Origin of the sequence: Nocardia sp. NPDC050175 (assembly GCF_044459885.1) — a bacterium.
Taxonomy (GTDB): domain Bacteria; phylum Actinomycetota; class Actinomycetes; order Mycobacteriales; family Mycobacteriaceae; genus Nocardia.
Map to the genome: position 1 here is coordinate 222,553 of NZ_JBITJI010000004.1, position 15,822 is coordinate 238,374.

The following is a 15,822-nucleotide window of genomic DNA, read 5'->3' on the forward strand; positions in this document are numbered from 1 at the left end:
ATTCACGCAGTGTAGGACAGATCGCCGTACATACCGAGAGTCCGACCGGTATCGATCTCGACAGGCCCGGTCGGGGCGGGCGGGCGCGACGCGGGCGGTTGCTGTCGGTACCGTCGGGCACGATGGAGCGCATGACCACGGCGACCGATGTCCCGGCGATCGACCTCACCGCACCCGACCTTCGCGAGCGCGCGGAACACCTGCTGCGCGAGCTGGCCGGACCCGATGCTCGGCTACGGGAGGATCAGTGGACGGCGATCGAGGCGCTGGTGGTGCAGCGGCGCCGCGCGCTGGTGGTGCAGCGCACCGGCTGGGGTAAGTCGGCGGTCTACTTCATCGCCGCCAAGCTGCTGCGCGGGGCCGGGCGCGGGCCGACGGTGATCGTGTCGCCGCTGCTCGCGCTGATGCGTAACCAGGTCGCCGCCGCACAACGGGCGGGTGTGGTTGCCGCGACGATCAATTCGGGCAATGTCACTGAATGGGACGAAATACACACGCAGGTCGCGTCCGGCGAGGTCGATGTGCTGCTGGTCAGCCCGGAGCGGCTGAACAATCCGGACTTCCGCGATCAGGTGCTGCCGAAGCTGGCCGCCGACGCCGGTCTCGTGGTGATCGACGAGGCGCACTGTGTCTCGGACTGGGGGCACGACTTCCGGCCCGACTACCGGCGGATCCGCACGCTGATCGCCGACCTCGGCTCGGACGTGCCGGTGCTGGCCACCACCGCGACCGCGAACGACCGGGTGGTCACCGATGTCGCCACGCAAATCGGCACCGACACCCTGGTGTTGCGCGGCACGCTGGACCGCGAGTCGCTGCACCTATCGGTGGTGCGCTTCGCCGACGCGGTGGAACGCACCGCCTGGCTCAGCGGACATCTGCGCACGCTCACCGGCTCGGGCATCGTCTACACGCTCACCGTCGCCGCCGCGCACGACCTGGCCGACGTGCTGAACTCGCACGGGCACACCGTCGCCGCCTACACCGGACAGACCGATCCCGCCGAACGTGAGGCGCTGGAGCAGGCGCTGTTGAACAACGAGGTGAAGGCGCTCATCGCCACCTCGGCGCTCGGGATGGGTTTCGACAAGCCCGATCTCGGCTTCGTCGTGCATGTCGGCGCGCCGTCCTCGCCCATCGCCTACTACCAGCAGGTCGGTCGCGCGGGCCGTGGCACCGAGCGCGCCGAGGTGGTGCTGCTGCCCGGGCCGGAGGACGCGCGGATCTGGAGTTACTTTGCCTCCGTTGCCTTTCCGCGCGAACACATCGTCCGCTCGGTGCTCGACGCGCTCGATACCGATCGGGCCTTGTCGACGGTCGCACTGGAACCGCTGGTCGAGCTGAACCGCTCCCGGTTGGAGATGGTGCTCAAGGTGCTCGACGTGGACGGTGCGGTGCGGCGGGTGCGCGGCGGCTGGCTCTCCACCGGCCAGCCGTGGACCTACGACACCGAACGCTACGAGCGTCTGTCCGAGGCGCGCGAGGTCGAGCAGCAGGCGATGGTCGACTATCAGTCGACGAGCGCCTGCCGGATGGAGTTCCTGCGCGGTCAGCTCGACGACCCGGGATTGGCTGCGGAACAATCGGATTCGTCCGGCTGCGGTCGCTGCGACAACTGCACCGGCACTCGACCCGACGTCTCGGTGGACGCCGAAGCGGTCGCCGCCACCCGGGCCCGCCTCGACCGTCCCGGACTGGACCTGAGCCCGCGCAAGCAGTGGCCCACCGGCATGGCGAAGCTCGGTGTTCCGTTGTCCGGCAAGATCACCGGCGGCGCCGAGACCGGCCGGGTACTCGGCAGGCTCACCGACCTCGGCTGGGGTCAGCGCCTGCGCACCCTGCTCGACGGACCCGACGATCCCATCCCCGAGAAGGTCTTCGAAGCCTGCGTCGCCGTGCTGCGGGACTGGAAGTGGACCACCCGCCCGACCTCGGTGCTGGCCCTCGAATCCCCCCGCTACCCGGTCCTGACCGCCACCCTCGCGGCAGGCCTCGCCGAGATCGGCCGCCTGAACGACCTCGGCACCCTCCCCAACCGTCCAGACCGCCCACCGGTATCCGCCGCCAACTCGGCCCACCGCGTAGCAGGCCTGTTCGACTCCTGGGACGTCCCCGACCTCACCAACGTCGAGGGCCCAATCCTGCTGGTAGACACCCTCTCCGACACCGGTTGGACCCTAACCCTCGCCGCCCACGCCCTCCGCACCGCAGGGGCTGACGCGGTACTCCCCTTCGCCCTCGCCTCGGTCACCTAAACGAGCATCGAGGCGAGTCATATGGTCGCTAAACGATCTTCAACAGCAACCATTTGACTCGCCTCGATGACGCCAACAACCCTTTGACTCGCCTCGTTTTCCCCAGCCTCTTTCAACCGGACCACAGCCAGTCCTCACGCTGGAACCCACACGCTGCCCATCACAAGTTGCGGAAGAGAAGGCCGGGTACCCCACCTGACGTGCTCAGCACTACTCCGGTCATCCGATGAACCAGTCGAAAACCTCTGGGACAGCACACCACCGGAGATTTCTCAGTAGACCAACCCGGACCTGTACACCTAGAGACCCTCGGAATAGTGGACCTATCCGGGCAAGTGCTTCTTAGACCTCCGCACGTGAGCAGTCCATAGATGCTGAAGGCCTATCCATGTTTTCCCGTGAGTAGTGCTGGGCACGTCGTGTGCCGTACCCGGCTTTAGGTGCACGTCAGGTGCGCGGTGTCGCGTTGGTGAGGTGGTCATCTGGCTGTGGTTGCGTGACAAGCGCTTTGGACAAGAGGGGGTGGTCGGCGGCGGTTTCGATGGTCGATCAGACCCGCGAGGCGCTCCCCGCGCCGGTGTCCTCAGGATCTGCACTCTGTCTCGGGATCGGCACTCGGAATAGGGCCCTAAAGCCAGTGCAGGTCCCGAGTTAAGGTGCGGATTCTGCTGTCGGCGTGGCGAGTTGGAGGCCGCTCACCCTTTGTGTTATCCGAACACCCCCTGTACGCGGTGTTCGGGTAACACAAAGGGTGAGCGGCTGGGTTCTAGCCCGGTGATCGGGCTGTCAGTGTCGGGATTTGCACTACTTCTCGGGATCTGCCGTTGAACCCAAGTCGGAATAGGGCCCGAAAGCCAGTGAAGAATCAAGCCGTACACCCGCTGTGTCAGCTGCACACCCACTACAGGCGGTGTCGGGCTGACACAGTGGGTGTACGGATGGGTTCTCGCGTAGCGATCTGCCGCGGTTGCGCCCTCGGGGTGCCCGAATCGTCCCTTTGGTGCTCAAGATCAAATGTAGCTACTATGTAGCGATCGCCAGGTTGCGCTGCTCTGCGCGCGGATCTGGCGAATCTTCTCGCTGTTGGATCTGCCGGTTGTTATCGCGTTTGCGTTCTGTGGTTCCGCTTCGCCGCTCGGCATATCTGCAGCTCCAACCCCTCTTTCACGCATCCCTGGAAAGGACCACGCCCCGTGGCAGCATCGGGCGGACTGTGCGCACCCGCGCACGGATACTCCGCATGCGATCGTAATCCTGCTGTGCAGTGGCATATTTCGGCGTGTTCGGTGCCGCGTGACGGCATCGAACAGGCGGATCTGGTCGCTGAGTTACGCGAGTTACGTGCCAGGATTCTGTATGACCGGGGTCGGCGGCCGGACTTTCAGGCCGCCGACGGGACGCATGTCGATGATCAGGAATTGGATTACGGTGCATGGCATTTCGTGGCGCGATGGGAGGCGGACGGCGTCCCGCTCGGCTATATTCGGCTGTCCACACCGGCTACCGGTGACCTGTTCCAGTCGCGTGCGTACCTCGGCGACGAGGCCTACGACGCGGTGCTCGCCGCCGAGGGCGTGACCACTGGCGAGACGTTCGAGCACAGCAGATTGGTCGTCGAGCATCGTGCCCGCAAACTTGGCTTGGGTGCATTTCTGAACGCCGTGGCAATCGGCGCGGCCCACCATCTCGGCGCGAAGATCATGATCGGCACCTCGGGCACCAAGGACGGCCAGGATCAGTTCCACGGCCGGTTCGGCTTCGACCCGGTGGCGGGCACCCGTCGCTACGTCGAGCGCTACACCGAAGACGTGGTGATCCTGGTCCATCGGACGGCGGCGGGTGCGGGTGAATACACCGACCTGGTCGCCGAGATGTCCGCGCGGTTTCCCACCTGGGCGCCGATAAGTCGTTACGCCGCAACGATCCCGGCGGATCAGCACGCCGCGCCGCCGGCCCTGCGATCGAGCGCTCCCGATGACGTCGACTGGCGGCCGGTGTTGTTCGAGCCTGCGCGCGCCGCCGACCGGGCCGCACTGGCCGGACTGCTCGAATCCGGCGTGGTCGGCGCGGTGCACGACACCATCGATACCCAACTCGTCGAGTTGATCCACAGCCGCGAGCCCTCCCGGCGCACCAGTGGCAGCGCCCTCGAAGCCGATGTGGCCACCCAGCTCGCGGGCGTCGAACCGTGGGCGTACGGCACCTGGGTCTGGTATCCCTGGTCCGCCCGGCTGGTGCACGTGCTGCCGCGTGCGGAGTTCCGCCTGGTCCGCACCGATCGCAATCGTGAGAAGATCCAACGCCCGCAACAGCGCCGCCTGCTCGATCGCAGAATCGGGATAGTCGGTCTATCGGTAGGTAACTCGGCCGCGGTCACCCTCGCACTCGAGGGCATCGGCGGCGCCTTCCGTCTCGCCGATTTCGACGAGTTGAGCCTGTCGAACATGAACCGCTTGCGCGCCGGGGTGCACGACATCGGCGTCGGCAAGGCGGTGCTGTGCGCGCGTCAACTGTTCGAGATCGACCCGTACCTGGACATCGAGATCATGCCGACGGGGCTCACCGAGGCCACCATGACCGAGTTCTTCGGCACCGGCGCGGCGGTGATCGACCTGCTCGTCGAGGAATGCGATACCCCGTACGTCAAGATCGCGGCCCGCGAACATGCTCGCGCCCTTGGCATTCCGGTGATCATGGACTGCAACGATCGCGGGATGCTCGACATCGAACGATTCGATATCGAGCCGGACCGCCCGCTGCTGCACGGCAGGCTCGGCGATATCACGTCGCGCGACCTGCCGACCCTCACGGCCCAGGACAAGGCCGATCTCATCCTCGCGATGGTCGACGCGGACCGGATCAGCCCCGAGCTCGCCGCGGCGTTCCCGGAAATCGGTCGGACACTGAGCAGTTGGCCGCAACTGGCCTCCGATGTCGCACTCGGCGGCGCACTCGTCGCGGAGGCGGCACGGCGCATTCTGCTCGGAGTGCCGTGCGAATCCGGGCGGTTCTACATCGATCTCGAGGCCCTGATCGCGCCGGAGCACAACACCGTCACGCCGCGCGAGAGCGCGTTCGCATGAACGCGGTGCTGGAGGAGCCGGTACCGCGGATCGCACCGGTCCGCCCGGCGATCCCGATTGCGGTGGCGGGCACCGGAATACACCTGCCGGACCGGGTCATCACGAACGAGCAGCTCACCAGGACGCTGGACACGACCGACGAGTGGATCGTCGACCGTACCGGTATCCGGGAACGTCGGCGGCTGGCCGCGAATCTGGCGGTCTCGGACATGGCCGCCGCGGCGGCGCGCTCCGCACTGACCGATGCGGCACTCGCGGCGGCCGACCTCGACGCGGTCATCGTGGCCAGCTACACCTCGGATCAACCGCTGCCGTCCACCGCCCTGATCGTCAAAGAACAGATCGGGGCGCACCACGCGCTGCCACTCGACATCACCCAGGCCGCCTGCGCCAACGGGCTGCAGGCAATCCTGGTGGCGGCGCACCTTTTACAGGTGTCGGCGCGGGCGGTCCTGGTCGTCGCCGCCGACTGCGCCTCGCGGGTCACCGATCCGCGCGACCGGACCACCGGGGTGTTCTTCGGCGACGCCGCGGGCGCCGTCGTGCTCACCCGCACCGAGTCCGCCGGTGCCGGATTGCTCGCCTGGGACTTCGGCTCGCAGCTGTCCTACGACGTGGAGATCCGGGCGGGTGGCTCGCGGCTGCCGACCACCGAACACACCGTCGCCGACCGGGATCACTATCTCCGGATGGACGGCCGGGCCGTGTGGGCGACCGCGACAAGTCAACTGCCGCAAAGCATTCGCACCGCCGCGGCGGGCGCCGGTCTGCTGATCACCGAGATCGATCATTTCTTCCTGCACCAGGCCAACCTGAACATCCTCACGGCGGCCATGACCGAACTCGAGGTCCCGATGGAGCGGGCGCCGATCACCCTCGATCTGCTCGGCAATACCGGTTCCGCCGGTGTTTTCACCGCACTGCATCATGCCAGCATCCGTGGCCGTATTCGCCCCGGCGATACCTACCTGATGTCTGCCATCGGCGCCGGATTCCAGTGGGGCACACTGTGTTTTCGGCATCCGACGGCCGCCTCGGGCGAATTGGACTGAGCGGCGCGGTTTTTGACGGACGCCGTGCACGGTGATCGTTCGCGAGTCCGGTTCGATCACCTGTACGGCGCGGCGTGGGTAGTGGGTAGTGGGCGGCGGTTCCCGGACACCCGCCGTGCCGCCGTGTTCGGTCGGCGACGAGCGCTCCGGTCGGTCGACGAGCGCTCGGTCAGTCGGCGACGAGGCGTTCGGTCAGCGACGAGGCGTTCGGTCGGCGACGAACGTCCGGTCGGCGACGAACGTCCGGTCGGCGACGAACGTCCGGTCGGCGACGAACGCCCGGTCGGCGACGAACGCCCGGTCGGCGACGAACGCCCGGTCGGCGACGAACGCCCGGTCGGCGACGAACGCCCGGTCAGCGACGAACGCCCGGTCAGCGACGAACGCCCGGTCAGCGACGAACGCCCGGTCAGCGACGAACGCCCGGTCAGCGACGAACGCCCGGTCAACTACGAACGCCCGGTCAACTACGAGCGTCCGGTCAGTGGCGGGAGTCTGGGAGGGTGATCGTTTTCGGGTCGGGTTCGATTCGGCGGGTCGCGCTCAGGTGGTTGTCCGGAGGCAACGGGCGTCGGGGTTCGCGGACGCCTGCGGTGCCGCCGCCTCCTTCGCGACCCGGTGGGCCGCCGCCGGTGGTTACCTTGCCGCCCAGCAATCTTCGAATGGCTCGCAATAGTTTTCTCATGAGGTCCAGTGTGCTCGCCGGACGGGCGGGCACAACGGTGTTCGCGGGTAGCGAAGGTGCTGGTTTACAGGCTGAGGGTGGCGCGTAGCCGGGCGTCGAGTGATTCGGATTCGGTGGTTGTCAGTTCGCCGAGTTGCTCGGTGAGCCAGGGGCGGTAGGCGCGGTGGAGTTCGAGGGTGTCGGCCCAGCCGTGTTCGGTGTGCGTCGCCAGGACATGGCCGGGGTCGGCGTCGCGCAGTGGGACGACGTGCAGCCAGCGGTAGGGGGAGGTGATCACCGCCGAGTCGGAGACCAGCACGACGGACATGCGTCGCGGCAGCGGAGTGCCGTCGCGCAAGGCCGGGGAATAGCGCCAGACCTCGCCCCGTCTCATGCGGCGCCGCGGGCGTCGGTTTCGGCGGCCTCGGTGACGTTCAAGTCGTCGTAGGCCGCGGCCTGTTCGGCGGCGTCGTCGACCGCCAACTTGGCCAGGCTGTCGTGCACGAGCGCGGTGCGCAGCGAGGCGTTGATCACCGAGGACAAGCTGCGATTCTGCTGGTCGGCCGCCTGTTTTGCCCATTCGGCCACCTGCGGATCCAGCGTCACGGTCACGCGCGTCGCCTTGCTCATACCAATATGCATACCAGAGTGCTGCACATTGTGACGCGCGTTTTCGGACGGCGAGCGGGGTGCCGGGTCGGCTATCGTCGGACGCGTGGCCAGCAAGGCTGCGGCGTCGGCCATCGAACTGGATGTCGGCGACCGCACGATCCGCATTTCCAACCCGGACCGGGTGTATTTCCCGGAGACCGGCGCGACGAAGCTCGACCTGGTGCAGTACTACCTGAGCGTCGGCGACGGCATCGTCCGCGCGCTGCGCGATCGGCCGTGCATGCTGCACCGCTTCCCGAAGGGCCTCGCCGGAGACAAGGTCCATCAGAAGCGGTTGCCCGCGGGCGCACCGGACTGGATCAATACGGTGCGCGTCTTCTTCCCCCGCTACAGCAGGCACGCCGACGAGCTCTGCGTGAACGAGCTGGCCGAGGTCATCTGGGCCGTGCAGATGTCGACGGTCGAGTTCCATCCGTGGAACTCCCGCGCGGCCGACACCGAGAGCCCCGACGAGTGGCGCATCGACCTGGATCCGATGCCGGACTGCCCGTGGTCGCGGGTGCAGCGGGTGGCCGGGGTCGCGCACGAGGTGCTCGATGAGCTCGGCGCGGTCGGCTGGCCGAAGACGTCCGGTGGCAAGGGTTTACACATCTACGTCCGCATCGCACCGAACTGGGGTTTCAAGGAGGTGCGCCGCGCCGCGCTCGCCTTCGCCCGCGAGGTCGAACGCCGCGCACCCGACGACGTGACCACCACCTGGTGGCGCAAGGACCGCGACCCGAAGCTGCTGTTCGTCGACTACAACCAGAACGCCCGCGATCACACCATCGCCGCCGCCTACTCCGTGCGCGGTGTACCGACCGCCACCGTCTCCACCCCGATCCGCTGGGACGAGATCCCCGACGTCGACCCCCGCGACTTCACCATCAAAACCGTCCCCGCCCGCTTCGCCGAACTCGGCGACCTGCACGAGGGCATCGACGACGCGCTCTTCGAGATAGATCAACTCCTCGAATGGGCCGACCGCGACAAGGTAGACGCCGACCTCGACCAGGAAACCGACCTCGACGAGGACTGACCCACCCGCTGCGCCGAAGCACCGCACCGCGCACAAATTCTCCCGACGCGCACAAACCAGCCAGCAAAATCACGCGCGCCAAACAAAATCACGCGCGCCACCGGCCGACCCAGCGGCCACAACGCGCGCACTCGATGGGCCCTCACCGAGTGCTGCGGGCGGCGCGCACCGATTCGCCCGACGCGCATGGAATTGCTGGCGGATTCGGGCGCGGCAGGCAAACTTGTGCGCGGCATCGGCGGATGCAACGGCTGTAAGGCACGCTCTCAGTGCGCCCTCGTCGGGTGCTGGGCGCGGGGCGCACCGATTCGCCCGACGCGCATGGAATTGCTGGCGAAATCGGGCGCACGGAGCGGGATTATGCGCGGGATGGCTGCGGGAAATGGGTGGGCGGGGTGGTACTGCGCCGGATGGCGGATCGGGTGCGGTGATAACGTCGCTGCGGCGCTGTCAGCAGCGTCGCGCGCACTCGCTGTACTGCTCCGAAGGAGGTCTATCCATGAGCCGACCGGCAGTAGCGATAGCGATTGGGCCCGCCGACCCGCCGCCCGCATTGGTGGCGAAGGCAGTTGTGGATGGCGGCGCGACGGTGGCCGAGCTCGACGCGGCGCAAGGCCTGATCTGGGTGGGGACGGCCGGGCAGTTTCCGAATGAGTTGCCGGACACGATCGAGTGGGTGCAGCTGCCCGCGGCGGGCGTGGAGGAGTGGTTCAACGCGGGCGTGATCGCGGCCCATCCGAAGGTACAATTCACTTCCGCCGCAGGAGCTTTCGCGGCGAGCGTAGCCGAGCACGCGCTGATGTTGCTGCTTGCCGGAGTGCGTTATCTGCCCGAGCAGCTGCGCGCGGCCAGCTGGCGGCAGCAGGATTTCATCCCGCATATCGGTTCGTTGCGCGGTAAGACGGTCACCATCGTCGGCGCGGGCGGTATCGGGCGGGCGCTGATCCCGATGCTCACCCCGCTCGGCGCGCACGTGATCGCGGTCAACCGGTCCGGCAGGGCGGTTACCGGGCCCGGCATCCCCGACACGGTCGAAACGATTTCCACCGACCACCTCTCCCGGGTATGGCCGCGCACCGACCACGTGGTCGTCGCCGCCCCTGCTACCTCCGCGACCAACCATCTCATCGACGCGGACGTGCTCGCCCGGCTGAAGCCGCACTCGTGGGTCATCAATATCGCCCGCGGCAGCCTGATCGACACCGACGCTTTGGTCACCGCGCTCGCCTCCGGCGCGATCGCGGGCGCAGGGCTGGACGTCACCGAGCCGGAGCCGCTGCCGGACGGTCACCCGCTCTGGGTTCTCCCGAATGCCATTGTGACGCCGCATGATTCGAACCCGCCGCAGCTGCGCCTCGCCGCCTTCGCCGACCATGCGGGCGCGAACGTCGAGCGATTCGTCAACGGGAAAGACCTGCTGGCCCCAATCGATCCGGACCGCGGCTACTGAAAACCCTGATGGGACATTGCGGCGGGTAAGTAGGCCACCATGCCCCGCCCGGCGACGTACGTATACGACGGCGAAAAGTACTTATAGATGACTGATTCGGGGCACCCCCCTGCGGCCATAACGTAGTTCCTGTCAGCAAGAACGACAGCGAAACCGCAGATCACAGCCCCGAAGGAGCTCATCGTGAACACCATCGTCGCCCAGTACCTGGAAGCCTGGAACACCACCGACGCCGCCGACCGCAAGGCCGCGATCGCCCGGGTCTTCACCGAGACCGCCGGCTACACCGACCCGCTGATGGCGGTCGCTGGACACGACGCCATCGACGCCGGAATCGCCGCCGCGCAAGCACAATTCCCCGGCTGGACGTTCCGCCTGGCCGGCCCGGTGGACGCGCACCATGACCAGGTCCGGTTCACCTGGGAGCTCGGGCCCGCCGACGAGCCCGCCGTGGTTGTCGGCTTCGACGTGGCCATCGTCGAGGACGGCCGGTTCGCCAACGTGTACGGCTTCCTCGACAAGGTCCCCGCCGCAGCCTGACCAAACCCACTCCGCCACAAGCTTATTCACCGAAGGAACCTCTGCCATGACCACCACCGCCCCGTCCTACCTGTCCACTGTCATGACTCCCGGCCCGCAGTTGCTTCGCCTGTCGCTCCGCTTGGACGCCGTGGTCACCGGCGTCAACGGCCTGGCCTACGTCGCACTGGCCAAGCCGCTGGAGTCGCTGCTCGGCCTGGACACCGCGATCGGCATTCCGATCGGGATCTTCCTGACGCTGTACGGCGTGGCGGTGGCGATCATCGGCACCAGGCAGTCGATCAGCACCGGCGCCACCCGCGTGGTGATCGCGGGCAACGCGGCCTGGGTGGTGGTCAGCCTCGCCGCGCTCGTCGAAGGCGCGCTGGAGCTGAACCTGGTCGGCTCGATCTGGGCGGTCATGCAGGCGGTCACCGTCGGCGGATTCGCCGCCCTGCAGTACCTGGGCCTGCGCAAAGCTCAGTAAGCACACCGATAACTGAATATCTCAAACCCCGACGATCGCGGCATCAGCACACAGCTGATGCCGCGGTCGTCGTCGCAGGTCAACCCATATCTCCATCAGCCTGCAATAAATGTGCCATTGACAACTGGCACATTCATCGATGATTCTGAACGCATGACAAGGTCAACGAGGACCTCGATCCCAGGGGGTCGGCAGCCGGCGGAGCCGGCGGGGTGGGTTAGCCCAGGCGTGCCCACCACGGCCTCCACTCGGGCCACCGTGGCCGCGGCGGTCACCCAGTTGGGGTTGCGTCCGCTGAACAACGCGGTGCCGATGAACGCCCCGGGAGTATGGTTCGCCCGCAAGCTCGTCGCCACCTTCATGGCCGTCGGCGGCCCGGTGCCACGCGGCACCGCCGTCACCCCGGTTCGGTCCGGGCCGGTGCGCGGCGAATGGGTCCGTGCCGCCGGCGTCTCCTTCGGCAAGCGCGCCATCTACTACATCCACGGCAGCGCCTACGTCATCTGCTCGGCGCGCACCCATCGCGGGCTGGCCGCGCAGTTGTCGCGCAAGACCGGACTTCCGGTCTTCGTCACCGACTACCGGCTCGCCCCCGAACACCGCTTCCCGGCGGCGGCCGACGACATCGAGGCCGGTTACCGCTGGCTGCTCGACCGCGGCTATGCGGCGAACGACCTGGTGATCGCCGGTGATTCGGCGGGCGGGCACCTCGCGCTCGACCTGCTCATCGAGAACGACCGCCACCACCTTCCGCAGCCGGCGGCCGTGGCGATGTTCTCGCCGCTGTTCGACCTCACCCTGAAGCTGGCCGCCGAACAGGAACGGCGCCACCGCGATCCGCTCATTTCGGCCGAGGCCGCGAGCCGGATGCCGCGCGAGTACACGCAAGGCCTGCCCGACGATCTGCCGCGGCTGCGGCTGACGGTGCCGAAGGGAATGCCCTTGCCGCCCATCCTCATTCAGGTCGGCGGGACCGAAATGCTCCAGGCCGACGCGCGAGCGCTGTGTGAGACGGTGCGCGCCGCGGGCGGCAACTGCGAACTAGAAGTTTGGCCCGGTCAGGTGCACGTCTTCCAGGCGTTGCCGACGCTGGTGCCCGAAGCCGATCAGGCCCTGACCCGCGCGGCCGAGTTCCTGCGCGCGGCACTGGCCGACCGCACTGTCTCCGAGAAGGTGAGCTGATCATGTTCGGACTGGAAAAGCTGCTGCCGCTTGGCAATCGGCCACGGCGCACGTACGGCGCGCGGGCGGTGGTGACCGGCGCGGGCAGCGGCATCGGCCGGGCCTTCGCGCTGGAGATCGCCGATCGCGGCGGCCAGGTGATCTGCGCCGACATCGATGAGACCCGGGCCGATCAGACCGTCGCGCTGATCGAGCGCAAGCATCCCGGCACCGCGCACGCGTTCCGCTGCGATGTGGCGCACCGCGAGGACGTGGAAAACCTTGCGCGCTTTGCCGAATCGCTGTTCGAGCGTCCGGTCAGCTTGGTGATCAACAACGCCGGTGTCGGTATCGGCGGAAAGCGCGTCGGCCAGGTCGGTTTCGAGGACTGGGAGTGGGCGCTCGGCATCAATCTGTGGGGCGTGGTGCACGGGTGTGAGGTCTTCACGCCGCAGCTGCGCGCCGCACGCCGGGGCGGGATCATCAATGTCGCCTCGGCGGCCGGGTTCGCCGCCGCACCGTCGATGGCCGTCTACAACGTGTCCAAGGCGGGCGTGATGTCGCTGTCGGAGACGATGGCGGCCGAGCTGAGCGGCACCGGGGTCGCGGTCACCGTGCTGTGCCCCACCTTCGTGAAAACCAATGTGGCCAAAGACGGTCGGATCACCCAGCAGTCGGCGAGCCTGGCCGACACCCTTATGCGCTGGACCGGCTTCTCGCCGGAATCGGTCGCCCGCACCACCCTCGACGCGCACGACCGCGGGCAGCTGTATGTGCTGCCGCAGCTGGACGCCCACGTCGTCTGGCGGCTCAAGCGCTACTTCCCCGCCCAGTACACCTATGTCCTCGGCCTCCTGGATCGGGTGCTGCCCCAGGACAACTCCCCCGCCACCGACCGCACCTCGGTCACCGACAAGACAGGAGTCTGACATGGCCATCACGATGGACTTCGACGACATGCTCGCCAAGATCAAGGACCGGCAGTGGGCACTGGCCGATATCGATTGGGACGCACCGGGTGCCGAGACCATCTCGCCCGAGCTGCACGCCAAGCTCAAGCCGTTCATGGCCGATCTGATGTGGATCGAGAACGTCGGCGCGCGTGGCTTCGCCGCGATGGCGAAGAAGGCGCCCACCGAGACGCTGCGCGAGATCTACCGCTACTTCCACGCCGAGGAGCAGCGGCACGCGAATGCCGAACTGGCGCTGATGCGGCGCTGGGGCATGCTCGACGGCGACGAGATCCCGCAGCCGAACATCAACGTCAAGCTGGTGATCGACTTCTTGGACAAGTACGCCGACGGCATGTCGCTGTCGTTCCTTGGCACCGTCATTCCGATGCTCGAGGTCGCGTTGGACGGCGCGCTGGTCAAGTTCATCATGGACGAGATCCACGACCCGGTCTGTCAGGAAGTCTTCAAGAAGATCAACAACGACGAATCCCGGCATCTGGCGGTCGATTTCGCGGTGATGGATGTGCTCGGACACGCACAGATCCGCAAGCTTGCCACCGATCTCGTCGGCGGCTGGCTGAAGCCGTCGCTGATCATCGGCGTACTGAGCTATGTGCCGCTGCTGAACAAGATGCGCGACAACATCGTCGAGATGGGCGTCGACGAGGAGAAGCTGTACTCGGCGCTCAAGCGGTACGCCAATGTCGGTGAGCGCAGCGAATTCGCGCGTCGGCTGCCGATGTATCAGCTGGTGAAGATGCAGGGCGGCTGGGTGATCGACCGCGGCCACCCGTATCACCTGGTCGCCGACGCGCTGGTGAAGATCACCGCCAGGGTGCCGAAGGCGCTGCTGCGCAGGGACCCGACCTGGGTCAAGGAAGTCACCTACGAGCCGGCGGCATGAGGCGGATGAACAACACGACACTCGACGTCGCCATCATCGGCGGCGGGTTCGCCGGTATCGGCGCCGCGATTCGCCTGAAGCAGAAGGGAATCGACGGGTTCGCCATCTTCGAACGCGGCGACGCGATCGGCGGCACCTGGCGCGACAACACCTATCCCGGTGCGGCGTGCGACATTCCGTCGCGGCTGTACTCCTATAGCTTCGCGCCGAACCCGGATTGGTCACACACCTACTCGGGTAGCAACGAAATCCTCGGCTACATCGAGTCGATGGCTTCCGAGTTCGGGCTCGGACCGCATTTCCGGTTCGGCAGCAACGTGTCCGGCATCGTCTTCGACGAGGAGGCCGGGCAGTGGGAGATCACCATCGACGGCCAGGGCACGGCGCGCGCCCGCGCGGTCGTGCTCGCCTCGGGACCGTTGGCCAATGCCAGCTTTCCGAACATCCGCGGGATAGAGGAGTACGCCGGGCACAAGATCCACAGTGCCCGTTGGGATCACGACTACGACTTCACCGGCAAGAAGGTCGCGGTCGTCGGCACCGGGGCCAGTGCGGTGCAGATCATTCCCGAGCTGGTCGATAAAGCCGCCTCGGTCAAGGTCTTTCAGCGCACGCCGGGCTGGGTGTTGCCCCGGGTCAACCGGCGCACCAACGCGGTGACCAAGGAGATCTACCGCCGGGTGCCCGCCGCCGAGCAGCTGGCTCGGCAGGCCTGGTTCTACGGGCACGAGTCGGTGGCGCTCGGCGTCGTCTGGAACACGCCGCTGACCCGCGTCGTCGAACTGGTCGGCAAGGCCCAATTGCGCAGGCAGGTCAAGGATCCCTGGCTGCGGCGTCAGCTCACGCCGGACTTCCGGGCGGGCTGCAAGCGGCTGCTGATGACCGACGACTACTACCCGGCCCTGCAGCGAGACAACTGCAAGCTGATCACCTGGCCCATCGCCAAGCTCTCCGAGCGCGGCATTCGCACCGCGGAAGGTGTTGAGCACCAAGCCGATTGCATCGTCTTCGCGACCGGCTTCGACGTGTCCAAGACCGGTACGCCGATCCCGGTCGTCGGTCGAGACGGCCGGGTGCTCGCCGATGAGTGGTCGGGCGGTGCGTACGCCTACAAGAGTGTGGCGGTGTCCGGGTATCCGAACCTGTTCCTCACGTTCGGACCGAATTCGGGGCCCGGCCACAACTCGGCGCTGGTGTACATGGAGGCGCAGATCGACTACGTGGTCAGCGCCGTCGGCACCATCCTGAAGGAGGATCTGCGCGTCCTCGACGTCAAGAAAGACCGGCAGGATCGCTACAACGCGGGCATGCAGCGCAGGCTGACCAGCACCACCTGGAACTCGGGCTGCCGCAGTTGGTATCTCACCGAGGATGGTTTCAACGCGACCATGTACCCGGGGTTCGCCACGCAGTACGTCAATCAGCTGCGAACCGTCGACCTCGCCGACTACACGGTGGTTGCGTCGGACCGGAATGTACGGAAGCCCCGGATCGCGGCGGTTTCCTAGATGACGGGTGCCGGCGGCCTTGGCGATAGACTCGGTCGGTCACGCGGCGTGAGCGACAGGCCCGGAGGCGGTAGCTTGCGTAACCACGGAGGGCCC

The 15,822-nt window shown here is 67.1% G+C and carries 14 protein-coding genes; 12 read left to right on the forward strand and 2 right to left on the reverse strand.

From position 1 onward, the window contains the following. The first annotated feature begins 131 nt into the window (after positions 1 to 131). From ACIBK2_RS15530 to ACIBK2_RS15545, 4 genes are all read left to right on the forward strand, one after another. Positions 132 to 2,255: a RecQ family ATP-dependent DNA helicase gene (locus ACIBK2_RS15530; protein WP_396967654.1), complete on the forward strand. Its 2,124-nt coding sequence runs from the start codon at positions 132 to 134 to the stop codon at positions 2,253 to 2,255. A 1,193-nt stretch (positions 2,256 to 3,448) separates the two neighbouring features. Then, positions 3,449 to 5,338 (forward strand): ThiF family adenylyltransferase, encoded by a 1,890-nt coding sequence (locus ACIBK2_RS15535; protein WP_396967656.1) that lies wholly within the window; start codon positions 3,449 to 3,451, stop codon positions 5,336 to 5,338. Then, positions 5,335 to 6,390: a 3-oxoacyl-ACP synthase III family protein gene (locus ACIBK2_RS15540; protein WP_396967658.1), complete on the forward strand. Its 1,056-nt coding sequence runs from the start codon at positions 5,335 to 5,337 to the stop codon at positions 6,388 to 6,390. Before ACIBK2_RS15535 ends, ACIBK2_RS15540 begins: the two co-directional genes overlap by 4 nt. A gap of 12 nt (positions 6,391 to 6,402) precedes the next feature. Continuing rightward, positions 6,403 to 6,897 carry a hypothetical protein gene (locus ACIBK2_RS15545; RefSeq protein ID WP_396967660.1) on the forward strand — a complete coding sequence of 165 codons (495 nt, stop codon included), beginning with the start codon at positions 6,403 to 6,405 and terminating at the stop codon, positions 6,895 to 6,897. Between the two features lie 242 nt (positions 6,898 to 7,139). Here ACIBK2_RS15545 and ACIBK2_RS15550 read toward each other — a convergent pair whose 3' ends face one another. Together ACIBK2_RS15550 and ACIBK2_RS15555 are read right to left on the reverse strand one after the other, a co-directional pair. After that, positions 7,140 to 7,448 carry a hypothetical protein gene (locus tag ACIBK2_RS15550; RefSeq protein WP_357383003.1) on the reverse strand — a complete coding sequence of 103 codons (309 nt, stop codon included), beginning with the start codon at positions 7,446 to 7,448 and terminating at the stop codon, positions 7,140 to 7,142. Further along, a complete protein-coding gene (locus ACIBK2_RS15555) occupies positions 7,445 to 7,684 on the reverse strand; it encodes a DUF6364 family protein (RefSeq protein WP_150403078.1) in 240 nt (79 codons plus the stop codon). The genes ACIBK2_RS15550 and ACIBK2_RS15555 overlap by 4 nt, the downstream gene beginning before the upstream one ends. A gap of 85 nt (positions 7,685 to 7,769) precedes the next feature. Here ACIBK2_RS15555 and ligD point away from each other — a divergent pair, with 85 nt between their 5' ends. From ligD to ACIBK2_RS15595, 8 genes are all read left to right on the forward strand, one after another. Continuing rightward, on the forward strand, positions 7,770 to 8,744 hold the full coding sequence (gene ligD / locus ACIBK2_RS15560) for a non-homologous end-joining DNA ligase (protein WP_396967663.1): 975 nt from the start codon (positions 7,770 to 7,772) through the stop codon (positions 8,742 to 8,744). 499 nt (positions 8,745 to 9,243) lie between these two features. Then, positions 9,244 to 10,194, forward strand: a complete 951-nt coding sequence (locus ACIBK2_RS15565) for a D-isomer specific 2-hydroxyacid dehydrogenase family protein (protein ID WP_396967665.1) — start codon at positions 9,244 to 9,246, stop codon at positions 10,192 to 10,194. 183 nt (positions 10,195 to 10,377) lie between these two features. Next, positions 10,378 to 10,734, forward strand: a complete 357-nt coding sequence (locus ACIBK2_RS15570) for a nuclear transport factor 2 family protein (protein WP_379282479.1) — start codon at positions 10,378 to 10,380, stop codon at positions 10,732 to 10,734. Positions 10,735 to 10,780: 46 nt separating this feature from the next. Continuing rightward, positions 10,781 to 11,200 (forward strand): hypothetical protein, encoded by a 420-nt coding sequence (locus tag ACIBK2_RS15575; RefSeq protein ID WP_396967667.1) that lies wholly within the window; start codon positions 10,781 to 10,783, stop codon positions 11,198 to 11,200. Between the two features lie 228 nt (positions 11,201 to 11,428). Beyond that, a complete protein-coding gene (locus ACIBK2_RS15580; protein WP_396967669.1) occupies positions 11,429 to 12,382 on the forward strand; it encodes an alpha/beta hydrolase in 954 nt (317 codons plus the stop codon). A gap of 2 nt (positions 12,383 to 12,384) precedes the next feature. Further along, on the forward strand, positions 12,385 to 13,290 hold the full coding sequence (locus ACIBK2_RS15585) for an SDR family NAD(P)-dependent oxidoreductase (protein ID WP_396967671.1): 906 nt from the start codon (positions 12,385 to 12,387) through the stop codon (positions 13,288 to 13,290). A gap of 7 nt (positions 13,291 to 13,297) precedes the next feature. Beyond that, complete coding sequence (locus ACIBK2_RS15590; protein WP_396968468.1) at positions 13,298 to 14,218, forward strand: ferritin-like domain-containing protein; 921 nt, start codon at positions 13,298 to 13,300, stop codon at positions 14,216 to 14,218. A gap of 5 nt (positions 14,219 to 14,223) precedes the next feature. Beyond that, the gene (locus ACIBK2_RS15595) at positions 14,224 to 15,726 is read left to right on the forward strand and encodes a flavin-containing monooxygenase (protein ID WP_396967673.1); all 1,503 of its coding nucleotides are present in this window, start codon (positions 14,224 to 14,226) and stop codon (positions 15,724 to 15,726) included. Positions 15,727 to 15,822: the final 96 nt, after the last annotated feature.